Origin of the sequence: uncultured Microbulbifer sp., assembly GCF_913055755.1 — a bacterium.
GTDB lineage: Bacteria > Pseudomonadota > Gammaproteobacteria > Pseudomonadales > Cellvibrionaceae > Microbulbifer.
Window position 1 is genome coordinate 1 of sequence record NZ_CAJXKH010000078.1, and the last position, 18,839, is coordinate 18,839.

Here is an 18,839-nt window from a genome sequence, read left to right on the forward strand (position 1 = left end):
AGCAGCGCCGCCTCCCTACTCATTTATTTCTCCGCCCCCGAAAGCTCCGCTTGCATCTCGCCCGCCTTTTGCCATATAAAAATGTATACATTTTTAACCAGATATACATTTTCATGGAGCAAATCGCCCGGCGCTCCCTCATCGCCGATACCAATCTATCCGCCATCAGTGCCGGATTTGCCGCGGTGCTGGTGGGTTTTGCCAGCTCCGTGGCCATTGTGCTGCAGGCGGCGGCTGCCGCCGGGGCCAGTGAGGCGCAGATGGTGTCGTGGATCGGCGCCCTCGGCCTCGGCATGGGGGTCACCTGTATCGGCTTTTCCTGGTATTACCGCGCCCCGGTAATTACCGCCTGGTCCACTCCCGGCGCCGCCCTGCTGGCGACCAGCCTCGCCGGTGTTTCCCTGGCCGAGGCGGTGGCGGCATTTCTGTTCAGTGGCCTGCTGACCCTGCTGCTGGGACTTTCCGGCGCCTTCGAGCGGGTGAAATCAAAGGTGCCACTGCCCATCGCCAGCGCGATGCTCGCGGGTATCCTGGTGCAGTTCGGGCTGTCGGTATTCACCGCCCTGCAGGCGAGCCCCCTGCTGGTGGGCAGCATGCTCGCGAGCTACCTGATCGGGCGGCGCTGGCTGCCGCGCTACAGCATCATCCTGGTTCTGCTGGTGGGATTTCTGGCCAGCTGGCTGCTCGGGGAGATCCGCACCGAACAGATGCAATGGTCCCTGGGCCAGCCCCAGTGGGTGACACCGGTATTCAACCCCGGTGTGCTGCTGGGCGTGGGGCTGCCGCTGTTTATTGTCACCATGACCTCGCAGAATATTCCCGGCATCGCCACCCTGCGGGCCAGCGGCTACCAGCGGGTGCCGGTGTCGCCGCTGCTCAGCGGTAGCGGGCTGGCTTCCCTGCTGCTGGCTCCCTTCGGCGGCTTTGCATTCAACCTCGCCGCCATTTCCGCGGCCATCTGCACCGGCCCCGAGGCCCATCCGGATCCAGAGCGGCGCTATACCGCGGGGATTGCCGCCGGGTTTTTCTACCTGCTGGCCGGGCTGTTCGGTGCCAGCGTGGCGGCACTGTTCAGCGCCTTCCCCCAGGCGATGATTGCCGGTGTGGCCGGGCTGGCCCTGATCGGCACCATCGGCGCCAGTCTCGCCGGTGCTACCAGTGAACCGGACAGCCGCGAGGCGGCGCTGATCACCTTCCTGATCACCGCGTCCGGCGCCAGTTTTTTCGGTGTCGGCGCCGCCTTCTGGGGCCTGCTGGGCGGGCTAATCTGCCACTGGCTGCTGGGGAGGAAGGCCTGAATGGATCTGTACCGGCAACTCAAGGCGGACCTGCAACGGCGCAGGTTCGCTCCCGGCACCCCATTGAAACAGACGGAACTGGCGGATCTCTACGGTGTGAGCCGGATCCCGGTGCGAGACGCGCTGGCGCGGCTGAAAAACGAGGGCTGGCTGGCCCCGCACGGCAAGCGCGGTGTGGCGGTGCCGCAGTTCGACCCGCTGGAAGTGGAAGACCTGTACCTGATGCGCATGCGCCTGGAACCCCTGCTGCAGGAGTTCGCCGCGCCCAACCTGAACGGCGAAATCCTCGGCCGCGCGCGGGATATTCTCGATGCGATGGAGACATCGTCCCGGCTCAGCGCCGAAGAGATCGGCGTCCGCAACTGGCAGTTTCACGCCTGCCTGTATCGCGCCGCCAGTCGCCCGACGCTGTTTGCGGCGGTGGAGCAACTGCACCGCCAGTGCGAGCGCTACATCGGCTACCAGTCCCGCAGCCTCGACTACCAGCACACCAGCCAGCAGGAGCACTACCAACTGCTGGAGCTCCTGCAGCGCGGCGACGGCGCCGCCGCAGCGGCACTGCTCGAGCGGCACGTTGCCAGCGCCGGACGCGCGCTGGTGGACTACCTGCGCCAGCAGCGGGACTGAACCCCGCAGCTGCGCCCGACACCTGAACCCGGCTGCAGCGGGTTTGGTATGATTGCGACCTGCCAAGCCGCGGCCCCGACGCAAACGGGGCCGCGCCAATCCAAATTGCGGAGTGTCCACTACATGAGTTTCAGCCTTCACCGCGGCGCCTTTCCCCATTCCCGCCCCCGCCGCCTGCGCGCCCACGAGTTTTCCCGCCGCCTGGTGCGCGAAAACCGCCTCACCACCGACGACCTGATCCTGCCGTTGTTCGTGATCGAAGGGCGCGACGAATCCCAGAAAGTGGCCTCCATGCCCGGGGTCGAGCGCCTGACCGTGGACCTGCTGACGGCAAAGGCGAAAGAACTGGTGAACCTCGGTATCCCGGCGGTAGCACTGTTCCCGGTGGTGGACCCGGCGCACAAGTCTGACGACGCGCGCGCCGCATTCGCGCCCGACGGCCTCGCCCAGCGCGCGGTGCGCGCGTTGAAGGATGCCGCTCCGGAACTCGGCGTGATTACCGATGTTGCCCTGGACCCGTTCACCAGCCACGGTCAGGACGGGCTGATGAACAATGAGGGCTATATCGTCAACGATGACACGGTGGAGGTACTGGTACAGCAGGCGCTGTCACACGCCCAGGCCGGTGCCGATGTGGTGGCGCCGTCCGACATGATGGACGGGCGCATCGGCGCTATTCGCGCGGCGCTGGAACGGGACGGCCACGTGAACACCCAGATCATGTCCTATGCCGCCAAATATGCTTCCAGCTACTACGGCCCGTTCCGCGACGCGGTGGGCTCCGCCGGCAACCTGAAAGGCGGCAGCAAGGAGAGTTACCAGATGGATCCGGCCAACGGCGACGAGGCGCTGCACGAGTGCGCGCTGGACCTGCAGGAAGGGGCGGACATGATCATGGTGAAACCGGGCATGCCCTACCTGGACGTGGTGCGGCGGGTGAAGGACGAACTGAAAGTGCCCACTTTCGCCTACCAGGTGAGCGGCGAGTACGCGATGCACTGCGCCGCCTTCGACAATGGCTGGCTGAACCGCGAGGCGGTGATCCTCGAGTCTCTGCTGGCATTCAAGCGCGCCGGTGCCGATGGAGTACTCACCTACTTTGCCGAGGAAGCGGCGAAGCTGCTGCACGGCAAATAATCCAATTCATCAAAGTAAAAAGGGCCGGGATGCCCTAAACACTGTTCATTTGGCGAGCCCGGTGGCGGCACCGCTACCGGGGGCGCTCTTGCGAGACACGCCGTAAACCCATCCCTGGGGGCTCTGCACCGCCATCCATGGCGGTGAAGGTCTTGCAAGAGCGCCCCCGGTATCGGCGCCTTCGCAGATGGTCCGTTCAAGTGAACAGCGTTGCGGTAAATCCGGGCTTTTTATCCTCGGGCTATTACTGCCCGCCTTTGTCCCCGCGGCGGAACAGTTTGAACAGCCCGCCCAGCGCCAGCGGGATCAGTACCCAGAACTTCTTCAACAACAGCAGCACTCCCGCCAGCGCGCCGGTTTTCGCCAGCACCTTGCCGGCGACCAGCGCACCGAGTCCGTAGGCCGCCACCTTGTCCACTTCCGGGTCGAACTCCTCATAGCGGTAACCGGGGTTGAAGCTGGCCATGGACAGCACCGCCTCCCGGTTTTGCTTGATATCCTCCAGTTGCGGCATGCCGGCAATGAAGTTCAGTACCAGCACCCCTTTGCGACCCAGTACTCGGATGTTGTAGTTGAGGGTATTGGTATCCATTTCACCGAACGCCAGTTCCTTGGCCCAGTAGAGTTTTTTCAGTTCCGCATCGTAATAGGGCGCCTCGGCCCAGCCCACCAGGCTGATGGACTCGTAGCCGTTTTCCACCCGGTATTTGCTCTCCTCGCGGGTTGAGACCTGCATGTCCTGCAGCAGCTCGCTGTAATCGATCTCCGCGGCATCGTCGTCGCGGATATAACCCTCTTCGCTGTACTCGATGGTGACACCCCAGGAATCGCCATCAAATGGCGTGGTGCCCGCAGGGAACAGCATGCCCAGGGTCAGCTCGCTTTCCGGGTTGCCCCAGATGTCCTCCAGCACCACCTTGCTGTCCTCGGGGTTGAGGTAGTAGAAGGACTCCGGCACCTCGAGGCTGGCGACACCACCGGGCAGCTCGACGGTGCCGCTGCTGCGCTCCATTCCGTCCCAGGTCTGCTGTGCCCAGGCTATGTACTGCTGTTCTTCTTCCGTCAGCTGCGGCTCTGCAGCCTCCTCCAATACCTGCGCCGCGGAGCCAATCGACAGCAATGCGAGCATCAGGCCGGCAATCCCGGCAAAACGTGAAAAAGTCATAAGTCCCCCAAGTGTTGTTATTTAGTGGTTGTCGGAAAACAGGGAATTCACAGTAAACGCGCCCATGCCGCCGGATCGGTAAACAGTACGAATACCAGGCCGGTAACCGCGCCCCAGAAATGCGCGTCGTGATTGATCCTGCTGTTTTTGTCGCGGCTCGCGTAAACGCTGTAAATCAGATACAGCACACCGAACAGCCACGCGGGCAGCGGGACTGGCAGGAACAGGAGATACAGTTCGGACTGCGGGTAATACACGATGTAAGCGAACACCACCGCGGAAATCGCTCCGGAGGCGCCGACGCTGGCGTACTGGGGGTTTTCGTGTTCTTTGAACAGGGTTGGCAGGTGGCTCGCCACCAGGGCAAGTGCATACAACAGAATGAACAGGGTGCCACCGATCCGGTGTGCCAGCTCGCGGCCAAACAGCCACAGGCACCACATATTGACCGCGAGGTGCAGCAGGTTGGCGTGCACGAAGCCGGCGAGATAGATCGAATCCCGATTCTGCCCCCGCCACACCCGGTAGGGGCGGAAGGCGCACTCCTCCAGCAGGCGCGGCGAGAGGTATAACGCCGCAAGGCTCACCAGGGTGGTCACCACCAGCAGAATGCTGGTGGGTGTCAGCCACGACAACAGCGAGAATGATGACGAACTGGCAGCGGACAAAGGCGGCGCCCCGCGATCTTGGTGGGTTGGCACATGGACGAAACTGGCGTCCATGTTACCGCGCTTTCGCTGCGGAGGTTAGGCGGCCGCCATTACACGCAATTACAGCGGTGGCCGGCGAGGTTTTCAGGGGTGGGCATTCACGGCCACTGATCCTCTTCCTCCGGCGGCCAGGGCTCGGCCTCTTCCACCGGTACCCCCGATTCGTCCAGGCGCTGCGGGCGCTCGCTCTCGCCCGGAGGAACCTGCGGTGGCTCCAGCGGGTATTCATCCCCTTCCTGGGGAACCGGCTCCTCGAATTGCGGAGCCTCCTGCTGCTCCCGCTGCAATTGCTCCCGCAACTCCTGCTCTCGGCGCTGTTGCTGCTCGCGGCGCTGCTGCTCCGGGTCTATACCCCAGCCCGGGGTCATTTCCTCCCGCGGCGCCGCCTCTTCCCTGTCGTCATCCTCGTCAAACCAGTTGCGGAACCAGCCGCGGCGCTGGCAGCGGGGATCGGTTTCCAGCCGGCTCTCGCTGGAAAACGGCATTTCGCGTCCGCCCTCACAGTTGCGCGGGTCCATGTACTGCCCGCTGCTGTTGACCGGCTTCCACTCCACCCCGCGCGGCGCCTTGATACGGCCGTGCCGGTGAGGCAGCTTGCGCATCATCTCGCTCCAGATGGTGAGCGCACCGGTGGCACCGGTAAGGCTGGTGCGCTGGTTGTCGTCGCGCCCGATCCACACCACCGCGGTGACACCGGGGGAGAAGCCGGCAAACCAGCTGTCGCGGTAGTCGTTGGTGGTGCCTGTCTTACCGGCGAAGGCCACGCTGTTGGGCAGGCGGCGCATGGCGCTCTTGCCGGTGCCCTCGCGCATCACCTGCTCCAGGCCGTAGCGCAGCAGGTAGGCCGGCACCGCGTCCACACCGCGGTTGGCGCGGCGACGGAAACGCTGCACCTGCTCGCCGTCCGCATCGGACACCGCCAACAGGGTGCGCAACTCCACATCCTCGCCGCCATTGGCCAGGGTCTGGTACATGCCGGCCACCTCAAACGGGGTCATTTCCGCGGTGCCGAGGAACAGCGACGGTACCCGCGGCAGATTGGCCTGTACGCCGAGCCGGCGCATGGTCTGGCGCACATTCTCGATGCCCAGGTCCAGCCCGAGGCGCGCGGTGGCCTGGTTGTAGGAGCGGGACAGTGCCACATACAGCGGCACCAGGCCGTGGCTGCGATTGCCGAAATTCGATGGCATCCACACCTGGCCATCCTCGGTCACCTCGCGCACCGGCGCGTCGTCGATCAGGGTGGCGAGGTTGTATTCGTGGGCGCGCTCCAGTGCAGTCAGGAACACCGCCGGTTTCACCAGTGAGCCGATCTGGCGGCGGGCTTCCAGTGCGCGGTTGAAACCGGGGTAGTGGGGACGGCGGTCACCCACCATCGCCAGGACATTGCCGGAGTGATTTTCCAGAATCACGGTGGCCGCCTGCAGGGAGTCTTGCTGGATCCCGCGGTCGCTCTCCAGTTTTGCCGTGCCTTCACTCACCGCCTTTTCCGCCAGCGCCTGCACCGATGGCGCCAGGGTGGTGTATACCCGCAGGCCCGCGGTGCGCAGCTCCTCCACCGAGTAGTAGGGGCGCAGCTCTTCCAGCAGGCGCTCGGTAAACGCCGGATAGGGGTTCTGTGCCGCGGCGCCGGCAGAGGCCACTTCCAGCGGTTTCTTGCGCAGGCGCTCGTGTTGCTCCTCGCTGATCAGCTTCTGCGCCCGCATCACGTCGAGCACGGTGTTGCGCCGCTCCAGCGCCCGCTCGGGGTTGCGCCACGGGTTGTAGTAGGAGGCGCCCTTGGCAAGTCCCACCAGCAGCGCTATCTGGTGCGGTTCCAGCTGGCTCAGGGGTTTCTGGAAATAGAATTCCGACGCCAGGCCGAAGCCGTAAATCGCGCGACTGCCCTGCTGCCCGAGCCACACCTCGTTGATGTACTCCTGCAGGATATACGGCTTGTCGTAATGGACTTCCATCAGGATCGCCATCAGCGCTTCGTTGAATTTGCGCCACAGGCTGGGTTTGTGATCGAAGAAAATATTTTTCACCAGCTGCTGGGTGATGGTGGAGCCGCCCTGCACCACGCCGCCGGCCTTGAAGTTGGCCACCATGGCGCGGGCTATGCCGCGGGGAGAGACCCCGAAGTGATGCACGAAGTCCTGGTCTTCCACCGCAATCAGCGTGGCCCCCAGCAGCGGCGGCACTTCTTCGATGCGCACCGGGGTGCGGTCATCGCCACCCCCCAGCAGGGTGCCGATGGCGGCGGCGTCGAGGCGGAAATCCTTCAGCGGTTGACCGGCCTCGTCGCGCAGATGGGTCAGCTCGTCATTGCGCAGGCGGAAACGCACCTTGGCGGCGGGTTCGCGGCCATCCGCGTGGATAAAGTCGCGGCGCCACACCAGGTATTCCATACCTTCGCGCTGCCACTGGCCGGGCTCCTCGATGGCTGATACCTGTTTGTAATTCAGCGCCTCGAATTCGGATTCCAGTTCGTCCGGGCGCAGCACCATACCTTCCTGCAGCACCAGCGGACGCGCAAAAACCCGCGCCGGCAGCTGGTACTGCCGGCTATCCAGGCGCTCGCGCAGCTGCATGTCCAGGTACACCATATACCCGGCCAGCACCAGTACTCCCAGCAGTGCCAGCAGGGACAGGCGCCGGATCCAGCGCCCCAGGCGCCCGGGGCGGGAGTTGCGTGATCTTCCGCGAGGGTTTGATCCCTTGCGGCGCTTGCTTGATGCCATATGAATCCAGTTTCCAGCTAGTCAGTTCACTATAGAAAGATTTTTCGGTTAGCCAGTGCCCGTTAGACCCGCCAGGCGGATTTGGGCGGCCTGCCGGCTTTTATAACCGGCCTTTATAAGGTCGTCCCTGCACAAGTCAAACTGCGCGGGGCTCCCTGCGCTTGCGGCCGCAAACTTGCACTTGCCCCGGCGGCAGCCATAATGCGGCCAGACCTGTGCAATGGGCCCTCTGAAGCGGCCTGGCGAATACCCACTTGAACGGAAGATTTATGCACCAGTACGACCTTTACGGCATCGGCGCCGCACTCCTCGACACGGAAATCGAAGTCAGCGACAGCGACCTGCAGTCCCTCGGTGTCGACAAGGGGGTGATGACCCTAGTGGACGACCAGCGCCAGCAGCAACTGGTGGACGACCTCAAAGACCACCTGGTAACGGCCAGCCACGCCTGCGGCGGCTCCGGCGCCAACACCGTGATTGCCGCCAGCTACTTTGGCCTCGACACTTTCTATTCCTGCAAGGTGGCGGCAGATGACAACGGCGATTTCTACCGCAACAACCTCGCCGCCGCCGGTGTCGACTACCCCGCGGCACTGCGCAGCGCCGATGCCGGCACCACCGGCAAGTGCCTGGTGCTGATCACCCCCGACGCCGAGCGCAGCATGAACACTTTCCTCGGTATCAGTGCCGAGCTGTCGGTAACGGAAGTGGACCCGGAGTCCATTGCCCGCTCCCGCTGGACCTATATCGAGGGCTACCTGGTTTCCTCCCCCAGCGGCCGCGCCGCCGCCATCGAACTGCGCGAGCAGGCGGAAAGCTGCGGCGTCAAAACCGCCCTGAGCCTTTCCGACCCCATGATGGTGCAACTGTTCCACGACGGGCTGAAAGAAATGCTCGGCAGCGGCGTCGACCTGCTGTTCTGCAACCGCGAAGAGGCCCTCAAGTTCTGTGGTACCGAGTCCCTGGACGAGGCGTCACAGGTGCTGCGCCAGTATTGCCGCGCATTCGCTGTCACCCTCGGTGCCGACGGCGCCCTGTTGTGGGATGGCGAGCGGGAGTATCGGGTGGCCGCGCCGGCGGTCAAGGCGGTGGATACCAACGGCGCGGGAGACATGTTTGCGGGTGCCTTCCTGTACGGAATCAATCGCGAGATGAGTTTTGAGGAAGCCGGTGAACTGGCCTGCCGCGCGGCGGCTCAGGTCGTCAGCCAGTTCGGTCCGCGTCTGCGCCCGGAACAGCACGGCGCGCTGCTGACACAGACCGCGAGCGCATAGCTCCCGGCAAAACTGGAGTCAATCTGGAATTCAGCTGGTCTGCGCCGGGCGCGGGCCGCTGATTTCCGGCAGGCAGGTGGCCGCGGCGATACCGAAGCCCTGGGCGTAATCCACCCCCATTCTCCGCAGTTTTTCGAGCAACTCGGGCGTCTCCGCAAACTCGGCGATGGTGCTGATGCCCATGCGTTTGGCCAGGTGGTCCACGGTACTGACCATGGCGCTGTCGATTTCGTCTTCAAGCATGTTGCGCACGAAGGAGCCATCGATTTTCAGGTAATCCACCGGTAACTGGCGCAAATAGGCCAGGGATGAAGCGCCGCGCCCGAAGTCATCCAGGGCAAAGCTGCAGCCCGCGGCGCGCAGCTTGTGGATGAACACCAGTGCCCGGTCCAGATTGTTGATGGCACTGGTTTCGGTAATTTCGAACTGCACCCGCGACGGAGCCACCCCGGCCTCGGTCAGCTCTCCCAGCACAAAATCCGCAAAGAATTCGTCGCCGAGGCTGATACCGGAAATATTGATTGCGTAGTGGAAACCGCCGGCGCCGCTGCGCTGCTCCAGGGCCATATAGCGGAAAATATTGCGGATCACCCAGCGGTCGACTTCGTCGATCATGCCGTAGCGCTCCGCCGCGGGCAGAAACACGCCCGGGGATATGACGTCGCCATCCCGCCCCTGCATCCGCACCAGCACCTCGTAGTGATGTACGCGGTTTTTATCCTGCAGCGCCACCACCGGTTGCCGGTAGAGCAACAGGCGGTCTTCGCGAATCGCCGCGTGGATCTCTGCCAGCCAGGTACTCTCGCGGCGCTTCTCCAGTGCCTTGCGCGAATCGCTGAAGAATTTCACCCGGTTGCGCCCCTGGTCGCGGGCGGCGCTGCAGGCATCGTTGGCAGAAGCCAGCAGCTGGCTGGCCGGCGGCGCATGGCTGTCGACACTCACCGCGCCGATCGACAGCGCCGGGCGCGTCTCGCTGTCTTCCCACTCGAATACGAAGCCACTGACCGCTTCCCGCAGGCGGGTGACGATGCGCCGCGCCTCCTCCAGGGTGCAGTCCCGCAGCAATAGGGCAAACTCGTCGCTGCCCACCCGGCCCAGCAGGTCGCCCTCACCCAGGCTGCGCGTGAGTATGCCCGCCAGCGCAACTAACAGGGCGTCACCGGCGCTGTAGCCGAGGGAATCGTTGACCACCTTGAACTGGTATACGTCCAGATACAGCAGGATGTGGTGCTGTTTGGGACCGGTGGCGGTACACAGAACCCCCTGCAGGGCGTGCTCGAAGGACTGCCGGTTGGGGAGGCGGGTGAGTGCATCGTGGCTGTTCTGCCAGCTCAGGCGCGAGGAAATTCGGCGCGCATCGGAAGTGTGGCGAAGTACCACCACAAAGCCGTCGAACCTGGTGCCATCGCGCAGGGCGTTGACCTTGACGCTCACATCCAGCCGATCACCGGCATCGCGCTGGATATGGGCGTTGAACTCTCGCCGGCTGAGGATGACGTCTGCCTCGCCGCTCGCACCCAGTGCCAGGTTCAGGGGTTGCCCCTCGCCATCCACCAGGGGAAGGCTCCCCTCCAGGCGCTGCCCGGGCAGCAGGCCCACCAGACTTCCGCAGAGTTCGCCGACCACCGGGTTGCTGTAACGAACCCGACCGTCACGGTCGGTGATCACCACACCATCCGCCACCTCTCCCAGCGCCATTTCCGCCGCGATGAGACTGAGCGACAAATCCGGCAACGGGCCGTCTTCGGCATCGTCCAGGAGGCCGAGGTAGCGGGCGTTCTGTGGGGTAAACTCTGTCAACGCAAATCCAGTTCTGCTTTTTGTCCAAACTTTTGCCGGGCATTCGGGCTGCCGGAAACACAATCCTCGATGATAACGAGTTCTACGCCTGCGGGGGTAGCTCTCCGGCGCGCTCGACCCTAATTGTGATTTCAGTCACAAGCGGGGGCAAATTCAATCCTCCCGAAGTATTACAGATGCTGGCGCAGGAAGGCTTTCAGCTTTTCATCTTCAAACGCGCGCTGCAAGGTCGCGCTCAACAGTCGGTTGACGCTCGACTGGACTTCCTCGCGGCTGGGCTTGATCAGGTTGCGATCCTTGCCGCTGGTGGCGTAATTGCCGAAGAAGGTTGCCCCACCCACGGTCACCTGCAGCTGGATCCCGGCACCGGTATCCACCTTGGTGGTGTAGAGTTTGTTGGGGCTGTCGTAGCGGAGGTCGGTCAGGTTCGCCACGACTTCCACGTCGGCGCCGCTATTCACGGGGCGAAACGACCAGGACTCCAGGCCCTGGTAAAGCGCGGTCTGCAGCGACTGCTCGATATCGTTGCCCAGGCGCACATTGGAGGAATCCGCGTAAATTCCGCCGAGAGACCCCAGGCCACCACCCGGTAATTGATTGACGCCACGGGCGCTGACGGTATAGCCGGAACCGATGGTGTCGGCGGGTACATTGACCTGCGGCTGCACCACTACCTGCACCGGGCTGTGGGCACAGGCCGCCAGCATGACTGCCGCGGCTGCCGCCGCGAGAATTGTGAATACTTTTTTCATGATCCCCCTCCATTCAATCTGTTAGCAGCGGACAAATTTGCGTCCACTGTGAAAGCAAACGGTGTAAATCGTTCAACCGTGATGGTGCTGATGCTGCGCGCTCACCGCGCTGCGAACCGGAATCTGCAAGTCGAGGGTTTCGCCATCGGCAAAAACCAGCCGCAATGCCAGCAGCTCCCCCGCCTTCAACTTCACCCCGTGCAGCATCAGATGGGTGGCGCCGGGTCGCATTTCAAGGCGCCCCCGTTCGGCCACGGCGATTTCTGTGAGCGGTCGCATCCGGCTCACACCGTCGACTTCCTCTGTGGTGTGCATGGCCGCGCTCGCCTGCACATTGTCCGGCAGCTCTACTTTCTGCAGGCGCCGCGCGCGGGGCGAACCGTTTATCAGGGTGAGGTAGGCGGCCCCCATGACCGCGCCCGGCGGCATTTCCCGCGCATAGCCAGTCACCTGCAGTTGCACTGCCGGGTCCGCCTGCACCTGATACGCAGTCGACACCAGCAATAGCGATAACACCAGGGACACAAGCCCGGCAACTTTCACCCTTCCACTCATTGGCGCGCACCTCATTGTTATGATCTTTTCCGTCAAGCCAGCAACCTTTATAAAGGAGAAACCGGGCCAGCACTACCGCCGCAACTACTGAGATTTCTGCAATAACAGCCGCGGCGGGCTTCCCAGCCGGATATCACCCCGCACCCGGTACCCCGGCACCGCCTCCCGCAGCTGGCCGTAGATCCAGCGCCCCTCCGCATCGTTGCGGGCAACGATAATCACCCGCAACTGGTGCGCGCGAATCTGCTGGGCGATGGACTGCAATACCTCGACCATTTTGGGCGACTTGGCCGACAGCTCGGCGGGCGGCAGGTTCACCGACTGCGCCGCCGGCCCATCATCGGACACTGCCGCGGCGGCACGGCGCTGCTCCCGCCGCAACTGCTGGCGCACTTCCGCCGACAGCGGGTTGCCCGGGGAGATCTCGTCCGCCCGGTTCAGCAGGCTGTTGACCTGCCCGAAAGCCCGCTGGCGCAGCGCGTCGCGGGCGCGCCCCACCAGCTCCATCACAATGATCTGGATCCCGGTTCTGGCCCGCTGGTTACCGGGATCCATATTCAGTACGTTCAGGTAGAAATCGTACGCGCTGGCGCCGGCGGGCATGGTGTAAAACCCCTCCCGTTGCGCCGCTTCCGCCCGCTGCAGGAAGTGCGCGATGGCGCGCTGGCGGATTTCTTCTTTAGTGGGTTTCGCGGGCTCCAACGGCGCCGGCGCGGGCGGCAGGGGTTCGGGGGCGGGAGGCGTGGCACACCCGGAGAGCCCGCCGAAAAGCCCCGCGATCAGTAGCAGGCTCACAATCGATGGCAGGCGCCTGGGGAAAACCATGACAAACTGTTGAATTCCGGTCACCAATTTCACTGTGTCCTCTGTTGTTTTTTTGTACCGCAGCCACCGCTATACTGCGCCTTCGTCGCATTTACCCGCCGCTCAACAACAGGCGCGGAACAGATGCGCGCAGTTTCAGTCCAATATCGCCCGACTATAAAGAATTTTATTGCCCATGAGTGTGAAGCCCCCCAGCCTGGGAAAAAAAAGTGAGCGAAATATTCCCTTGCGAAAGCCTGCCTGGATGACACTGGCAGCACTCCGCGCCCTGCTTTCGATTCTGCTCCTGGTTCCCGCGCTGGCCGTGGTTACCCCTGTGGCCGAGGCCCAGCAGAACCCGCTGGCCGGCGATCCCCTGTCTGGCGCGAGCTTTGGCAATTCGCAACAGGAGGAGTTCCTGCCGGTCGACCAGGCCTACCAGCAGGACTTCCTGTTCGGCGCAGACGGCAAGGTCAGCGCGATGTTCCAGATTGCCCCGGAATACTACCTCTACCGCGACAAGCTCGCGCTGTTCCTGCTGGCGGACCAAGGCAGGACCGAGCTGCCGCTGACGCTGGAAAAGGGCGAGGTTATCTGGGACGACTATTTCGAGAAGGAAACCGAGGTCTATCGCTGGCAACTGGAAATTCCCGTCGCCCTGCCCGCCGCACTGCAGAGCGGCGACACCCCGGTCAACCTCGAGGTGCGCTATCAGGGCTGCGCCGACGCCGGCCTGTGCTACCCGCCGCAGACCCGCCGCTTCACCCTGGACCTCACACAGAAGACCGCAACACCGCTTGAATCCCAGGCCGGGGGTGCTGCTCCCGGTAAGCCTGGCGCCGCCGGCGACACCCCGATCGGCAGCGCACAGAACCCAAATAGCAGCGCTGGTAGCCTGCTACTGGCAATGGCCTTCGCCTTTGCCGGCGGCCTGATCCTCAACCTGATGCCGTGTGTTTTCCCGGTACTGTCGATCAAGGCACTGGCGATCACCCACAGCGGCGGCAACCGTCGTCTGCACGGCTGGGCCTATTCCGCGGGAGTGATGGCCACCTTTGCCCTGATCGCGGCAATCATGCTGGCCCTGCGCGCCGCCGGCGAGGCCGTCGGCTGGGGCTTCCAGTTGCAGTCCCCGGCGGTGGTCGCGGTACTGGTGTACCTGTTCTTCGCCATGGGCCTCAGCCTCTCCGGGCTGACCGAATTCGGCGGCCGCCTGATGGGCCTGGCCGGCAGCGGCAGCTCCGGCCTCGGCGGCTCCTTCACCACCGGCGCCCTGGCTACCGTGGTCGCCAGCCCCTGTACCGCGCCGATGATGGGCTCGGCCCTGGGCTTTGCCGTGACTCAGCCGGCACCGGTGGCGCTGGCGGTGTTCGTGGCCCTGGGCGCCGGCATGGCGGCCCCCTTCCTGTTGCTCACTTATGTGCCGCAGCTGGCGGACCGGCTGCCGCGCCCTGGCCCCTGGATGGACAAGCTCAAGCAATTGCTGGCCTTCCCCATGTACCTGACCGCAGTGTGGCTGTTGTGGGTACTGGGCCGCCAAACCGGCAGCGATGGCATTGCCCTGGTACTGGCGGGCGCGGTGGCCATTGCCTTCGCTCTGTGGCTGTGGCCGCGGCCGACCGAGAGCTGGGGCAAGGGCCAGTGGGGGCGCAGTGGCCTCGCAGCGGTGGCGCTCGCCGGTGCCGCGCTGCTGATCCCGCAGCTACAGACCTCTACCGGTACCCCGACAACCACTTCCACCAGCACCTACTGGCAACCCTATTCGCCGGAAGCCCTCGACAGCGCCCGCGCCGAAGGCCGCCCGATTCTGGTGAATATGACCGCCGCCTGGTGCATCACCTGCCTCGCCAACGAAAAGGTGGTGCTTTCCAGTGACGCCGTGAGCGGTGCCGTCGCGGACCTGGGGATTACCGCATTCAAGGGCGACTGGACCAACCAGGACCCCGAGATCAGCGCGCTGCTGGCCCGCCACGGCCGCACCAGCGTTCCTCTCTACCTTCTCTACCCCGCCGGCGGTGGTGAGCCGCAGATCCTGCCGCAGATCCTGACTCGCGACGGCCTGCTCTCCGCCCTGCACGATGCGGCTGGCAATACCGCGGTAGCCGGCGACTGACCCCTTCTTGCGATCTGGCCACGGACTGGCCTTTATGGCCAACCCGTCAGGCATATAAGCCACTCGGCACAAAACTTTGCGCTAATCTGGAAGCGAATTTCGGCGAAATGCGCGCAACTTCTCTATTTGCCAATCTGGGGCATGGACAGAGGGTCATTTTTGCGGCAAACTCCCGCCCACTTTGGGAAAAACCACTGAAAACCGCCGGTTACCGGCAAGTTATATGACTTTTTCCCGATTTTAGTCACAGTTTCGCGCGTTTTACCGAGGCACAGAATGGCTAAACTGCTTCTGCTTCACGGCCCCAACCTGAACCTGCTGGGTACCCGGGAGCCGCACATTTACGGCGCTACCACGCTGGCACAGATCAATGATGCCGCCAGTGCGCAGTGCGCCGCGGCGGGCCACCAGCTGGACTGCCTGCAAAGCAACAGCGAAGCAGAGCTGGTCGAGCGGGTGCACCAGGCCCATGCCGACCAGGTGGACTTTATCGTCATCAACCCCGCGGCCTTTACCCACACCAGCGTCGCCCTGCGCGATGCCCTGGCCGGCGTGGCAATTCCCTTTATCGAGGTCCACCTTTCCAACCCGCACGCTCGCGAAGCCTTCCGCCACCACTCCTACCTGTCGGATCTGGCCCAGGGCGTAATCTGCGGTTTCGGAGCAGATAGCTACCATTTGGCCCTACAGGCGGCCCTGCGGCGGCTATAAAGAAGATTTCATTTGCGGGTGCTGCTTGCGAAGCAGTGCCCTTCAGATATTCACACAGACCATGAGTGACACAGTTATGGACATCCGCAAAATCAAAAAACTGATCGAACTGCTCGAAGAGTCCGATATCGGCGAGCTGGAAATCAAAGAAGGTGAAGAATCGGTGCGCATCAGCCGCGGCGTAAGCGGCGCCTCTTCCATGCCCATGCAGCAGATGCAGATGGCGCCGATGGCGGCACCGGCAGCACCGGCACCCGCTGCCCCTGCTCCCGCGGCCCCGGCAGAGAGCGCCGGCGAAGCGGTACCGGCACTGACCGGCCACCCGGTGAAATCACCGATGGTGGGTACCTTCTACGCCGCTTCCAGCCCCGGCGCCGAGCCGTTCGTCAAGGTTGGCCAGCAGGTAAAAGTTGGCGACGTCATCTGTATCGTCGAAGCGATGAAGATGATGAACCAGATCGAAGCCGACAAGGCCGGCACCATCGAATCCATCCTGGTGGAAGACGGTCAGCCGGTAGAGTACGACCAGCCGCTCGTCACCATTTCCTGATCGGGGTGCCAGCGCATGTTTGAAAAGATCCTTATCGCCAACCGCGGCGAAATTGCCCTGCGCGTCCTGCGCGCCTGTAAAGAAATGGGCATCGCTACCGTCGCCGTCCACTCCCAGGTGGATCGCGACCTCAAGCACGTACGCCTGGCGGATGAAGCCGTGTGTATCGGCCCCAACCCGTCGCCGCAGAGCTACCTGAACATTCCCGCTATCATTGCCGCGATGGAAATCACCGACTCCATGGCGGTGCACCCCGGCTACGGCTTCCTGGCGGAGAATGCCGATTTCGCCGAGCAGGTGCAGAAGAGCGGCTTTACCTTTATCGGCCCGGATGCGGACGTCATTCGCCTGATGGGTGACAAGGTTTCCGCAATCGCGGCGATGAAAAAGGCCGGTGTGCCCACCGTACCCGGCTCCGATGGCCCGCTGCCGGACGACGGCGAGCGCTGCATCGAAATCGCGCGCAAGATCGGTTTCCCGGTGATCATCAAGGCCGCCGCCGGCGGCGGTGGCCGCGGCATGCGCGTGGTACACACCGAAGCCGCGCTGCTGAACGCCATCTCCGTGACCAAGTCCGAAGCGGGCGCGGCCTTTGGCGACAGCACCGTGTACATGGAAAAGTTCCTGCAGAACCCGCGCCACGTGGAAATCCAGGTAATGTCGGACGGCCAGGGCAACGCCGTGCACTTCGGCGACCGCGACTGCTCCCTACAGCGCCGCCACCAGAAAGTACTGGAAGAAGCCCCGGCGCCCGGGATTCCCGATGACGTGCGCGCGGCAGTGCAACAATCCTGCGTACAGGCGTGTATCGATATCGGCTACCGCGGTGCCGGCACCTTCGAATTCCTGTACGAAGACGAGCGCTTCTACTTTATCGAGATGAACACCCGTATCCAGGTGGAGCACCCGGTTTCCGAAATGGTCACCGGCGTCGACCTGATCAAGGAGCAGATCCGCGTCTGTGCCGGTGAGAAGCTGTCGTTCAAGCAGGAAGATATCAAGATTCACGGCCACGCCTTCGAGTGCCGCATCAACGCCGAAGACCCAAAGACCTTCTTCCCGAGCCCGGGCAAAGTGGAAACCTACCACGCCCCCGGGGGCCTCGGCGTGCGGGTGGACTCCCACCTCTACTCCGGCTACACGGTCCCGGCCAACTACGACTCGATGATCGCCAAGATCATCACCTACGCCGAAGACCGCGAAACCGCCCTGGCGCGCATGCGCGTGGCCCTGAGCGAGATGATCGTCACCGGTATCAAAACCAACATCCCGCTGCAGGAAGACCTGGTACGGGACGAGGCCTTTGCCCGCGGTGGTGTGAACATTCACTATCTGGAGAAGAAGCTGGGGCTGGAATAAGACTCTCGGTTCCCTTTCCCGCCCCGGTGGTTTTCGCTCTGAATGACCTCCATGGCGGGAAAGCGCCGGGTATAGGTTTTCAAAACCGCTGTGAACCCATCCATGGGCGCTGCGGCGGCGACGTCCTGTCGCCGACGCTTTTGAAAACCTATCCCCGGCACTTCCCCTTCAGTCTCCCCCCTCTTACTCTGTAATCTCCCCGCTTTTAGTAGAATGCCCCGAAAATTGAAGCGAAGACTTCGCAGCCGGGAAGGCCTTTCGAGACCTTCACCGCCATGGATGGCGGTGCAGAGCCCCCAGGGATGGGTTCACGGCGTGTCTCGCAAGGCCATACCCGCTGTGGAGTCGCCACATTACTTTCCAAGCACGACCCACAAAACCCGGACAGAACTACATGCCCTGGCTCCAACTACGCGTTAACACCAACCGCGAACAGGCAGAAAAGATCGAGAACGCTCTGCTGTTTGCCGGCGCAGTCTCCGTCACCCTGCAGGACAACGCCGACCAGCCGATTCTGGAACCCGGCCTCGGCGAAACACCCCTGTGGGACGAAACCCTCGTCACCGGACTGTTCGACGCCGAGGTCGACACCAGTGTCACCGAAGCTAAAGCCGCCTCTTTCCTGTGCGAACTGCTCCCCAACGCCCGCTGGGAACAGCTCGAAGACAAAGACTGGGAGCGGGAGTGGATGAGCCACTACAAACCCATCCAGTGCGCCGACAACCTCTGGATCTGCCCCAGTTGGTGTGAACCGCCCGCCCCCGAAGCCGTCAACATCATGCTCGATCCCGGGCTCGCCTTCGGCACCGGCACCCACCCCACCACCTTCCTGTGCCTGCAATGGCTCGCCAGAGAACCCGTCAGCGGCAAAACCGCCATCGACTACGGCTGCGGCTCCGGCATCCTCGGTATCGCCGCCCTGCTGCTGGGGGCTGAAAGCGCCCTGGGCACCGACATCGACCCCCAGGCCCTGATCGCCAGCCGCGACAACGCACTGCGCAACGGCATCGACCCCGAGCGTTTCCCGGTCTACCTGCCGGAGAAAACCCCGCCCGCCGACCAGGCCAATGCCGACATAATGCTCGCCAACATCCTCGCCGGCCCACTGGTGGAACTTGCACCGCAGCTGATCGAGCGCACCCGAGTCGGCGGCCGTATCTGCCTCTCGGGTATCCTCAACAGCCAGGCGGAGAAGGTAAAAGCGGCTTACAGCCAGTGGATCGACTTCGATGCCGATGGTGAGAAAGAAGAGTGGGTGCGA

General features: G+C 63.5%; 16 protein-coding genes. 9 read left to right on the forward strand and 7 right to left on the reverse strand.

Annotation, left to right across the window (positions count from 1 at the left end; all coding sequences use genetic code 11):
- Positions 1 to 113 precede the first annotated feature (113 nt).
- The 3 genes from QZ511_RS12675 to hemB all read left to right on the forward strand — a co-directional run bounded on the left by QZ511_RS12675 (position 114) and on the right by hemB (position 3,062).
- On the forward strand, positions 114 to 1,298 hold the full coding sequence (locus QZ511_RS12675; protein ID WP_295802907.1) for a benzoate/H(+) symporter BenE family transporter: 1,185 nt from the start codon (positions 114 to 116) through the stop codon (positions 1,296 to 1,298).
- Positions 1,299 to 1,925: a GntR family transcriptional regulator gene (locus QZ511_RS12680; protein ID WP_295802909.1), complete on the forward strand. Its 627-nt coding sequence runs from the start codon at positions 1,299 to 1,301 to the stop codon at positions 1,923 to 1,925. It abuts the gene before it with no gap.
- Between the two features lie 123 nt (positions 1,926 to 2,048).
- On the forward strand, positions 2,049 to 3,062 hold the full coding sequence (hemB, locus tag QZ511_RS12685; RefSeq protein ID WP_295802911.1) for a porphobilinogen synthase: 1,014 nt from the start codon (positions 2,049 to 2,051) through the stop codon (positions 3,060 to 3,062).
- Positions 3,063 to 3,306: 244 nt separating this feature from the next.
- On the opposite strand, the gene QZ511_RS12690 is transcribed toward hemB, so the two are convergent.
- From QZ511_RS12690 to mrcB, 3 genes are all read right to left on the reverse strand, one after another.
- On the reverse strand, positions 3,307 to 4,227 hold the full coding sequence (locus QZ511_RS12690; RefSeq protein ID WP_295802912.1) for a DUF2167 domain-containing protein: 921 nt from the start codon (positions 4,225 to 4,227) through the stop codon (positions 3,307 to 3,309).
- A 47-nt stretch (positions 4,228 to 4,274) separates the two neighbouring features.
- Complete coding sequence (locus QZ511_RS12695) at positions 4,275 to 4,895, reverse strand: rhomboid family intramembrane serine protease (protein WP_295802914.1); 621 nt, start codon at positions 4,893 to 4,895, stop codon at positions 4,275 to 4,277.
- 140 nt (positions 4,896 to 5,035) lie between these two features.
- Entirely contained in the window at positions 5,036 to 7,660 is a 2,625-nt protein-coding gene (gene mrcB, locus QZ511_RS12700) for a penicillin-binding protein 1B (protein WP_295802916.1), read from the reverse strand.
- Positions 7,661 to 7,929: 269 nt separating this feature from the next.
- On the opposite strand from mrcB, the gene QZ511_RS12705 reads away from it, so the two are divergent.
- On the forward strand, positions 7,930 to 8,934 hold the full coding sequence (locus tag QZ511_RS12705) for an adenosine kinase (RefSeq protein WP_295802917.1): 1,005 nt from the start codon (positions 7,930 to 7,932) through the stop codon (positions 8,932 to 8,934).
- Positions 8,935 to 8,964: 30 nt separating this feature from the next.
- Here the strand turns inward: QZ511_RS12705 and QZ511_RS12710 are convergent, their stop codons facing one another.
- The 4 genes from QZ511_RS12710 to QZ511_RS12725 form a co-directional block, all read right to left on the reverse strand.
- Positions 8,965 to 10,734 (reverse strand): EAL domain-containing protein, encoded by a 1,770-nt coding sequence (locus tag QZ511_RS12710; protein ID WP_295802918.1) that lies wholly within the window; start codon positions 10,732 to 10,734, stop codon positions 8,965 to 8,967.
- Between the two features lie 170 nt (positions 10,735 to 10,904).
- The gene (locus tag QZ511_RS12715; RefSeq protein WP_295802919.1) at positions 10,905 to 11,486 is read right to left on the reverse strand and encodes a YajG family lipoprotein; all 582 of its coding nucleotides are present in this window, start codon (positions 11,484 to 11,486) and stop codon (positions 10,905 to 10,907) included.
- Positions 11,487 to 11,558: 72 nt separating this feature from the next.
- Positions 11,559 to 12,041: a copper chaperone PCu(A)C gene (locus tag QZ511_RS12720; protein ID WP_295802921.1), complete on the reverse strand. Its 483-nt coding sequence runs from the start codon at positions 12,039 to 12,041 to the stop codon at positions 11,559 to 11,561.
- An 84-nt stretch (positions 12,042 to 12,125) separates the two neighbouring features.
- Complete coding sequence (locus tag QZ511_RS12725; RefSeq protein ID WP_295802923.1) at positions 12,126 to 12,899, reverse strand: N-acetylglucosaminyltransferase; 774 nt, start codon at positions 12,897 to 12,899, stop codon at positions 12,126 to 12,128.
- Between the two features lie 193 nt (positions 12,900 to 13,092).
- Here QZ511_RS12725 and QZ511_RS12730 point away from each other — a divergent pair, with 193 nt between their 5' ends.
- The 5 genes from QZ511_RS12730 to prmA form a co-directional block, all read left to right on the forward strand.
- A complete protein-coding gene (locus tag QZ511_RS12730) occupies positions 13,093 to 14,958 on the forward strand; it encodes a protein-disulfide reductase DsbD (RefSeq protein WP_295802925.1) in 1,866 nt (621 codons plus the stop codon).
- A gap of 276 nt (positions 14,959 to 15,234) precedes the next feature.
- On the forward strand, positions 15,235 to 15,669 hold the full coding sequence (aroQ, locus tag QZ511_RS12735; RefSeq protein WP_295802927.1) for a type II 3-dehydroquinate dehydratase: 435 nt from the start codon (positions 15,235 to 15,237) through the stop codon (positions 15,667 to 15,669).
- A gap of 76 nt (positions 15,670 to 15,745) precedes the next feature.
- Positions 15,746 to 16,219, forward strand: a complete 474-nt coding sequence (accB, locus tag QZ511_RS12740; RefSeq protein ID WP_295802930.1) for an acetyl-CoA carboxylase biotin carboxyl carrier protein — start codon at positions 15,746 to 15,748, stop codon at positions 16,217 to 16,219.
- Positions 16,220 to 16,234: 15 nt separating this feature from the next.
- Positions 16,235 to 17,578: an acetyl-CoA carboxylase biotin carboxylase subunit gene (accC, locus tag QZ511_RS12745; protein WP_295802928.1), complete on the forward strand. Its 1,344-nt coding sequence runs from the start codon at positions 16,235 to 16,237 to the stop codon at positions 17,576 to 17,578.
- Between the two features lie 394 nt (positions 17,579 to 17,972).
- Positions 17,973 to 18,839, forward strand: an 867-nt coding sequence (gene prmA / locus QZ511_RS12750) for a 50S ribosomal protein L11 methyltransferase (RefSeq protein WP_295802929.1), incomplete at its 3' end; no start/stop codon positions are given.

What these genes read in the sequence shown, in the direction of transcription:
- QZ511_RS12675 (WP_295802907.1), top strand. Translation starts at nt 114, where the DNA reads ATGGAGCAAATCGCCCGGCGCTCCCTCATCGCCGATACCAATCTATCC.
- QZ511_RS12680 (WP_295802909.1), top strand. Translation starts at nt 1,299, where the DNA reads ATGGATCTGTACCGGCAACTCAAGGCGGACCTGCAACGGCGCAGGTTC.
- hemB (WP_295802911.1), top strand. Translation starts at nt 2,049, where the DNA reads ATGAGTTTCAGCCTTCACCGCGGCGCCTTTCCCCATTCCCGCCCCCGC.
- QZ511_RS12690 (WP_295802912.1), bottom strand. Translation starts at nt 4,227, where the DNA reads ATGACTTTTTCACGTTTTGCCGGGATTGCCGGCCTGATGCTCGCATTG.
- mrcB (WP_295802916.1), bottom strand. Translation starts at nt 7,660, where the DNA reads ATGGCATCAAGCAAGCGCCGCAAGGGATCAAACCCTCGCGGAAGATCA.
- QZ511_RS12705 (WP_295802917.1), top strand. Translation starts at nt 7,930, where the DNA reads ATGCACCAGTACGACCTTTACGGCATCGGCGCCGCACTCCTCGACACG.
- QZ511_RS12715 (WP_295802919.1), bottom strand. Translation starts at nt 11,486, where the DNA reads ATGAAAAAAGTATTCACAATTCTCGCGGCGGCAGCCGCGGCAGTCATG.
- QZ511_RS12720 (WP_295802921.1), bottom strand. Translation starts at nt 12,041, where the DNA reads ATGAGTGGAAGGGTGAAAGTTGCCGGGCTTGTGTCCCTGGTGTTATCG.
- aroQ (WP_295802927.1), top strand. Translation starts at nt 15,235, where the DNA reads ATGGCTAAACTGCTTCTGCTTCACGGCCCCAACCTGAACCTGCTGGGT.
- accB (WP_295802930.1), top strand. Translation starts at nt 15,746, where the DNA reads ATGGACATCCGCAAAATCAAAAAACTGATCGAACTGCTCGAAGAGTCC.
- accC (WP_295802928.1), top strand. Translation starts at nt 16,235, where the DNA reads ATGTTTGAAAAGATCCTTATCGCCAACCGCGGCGAAATTGCCCTGCGC.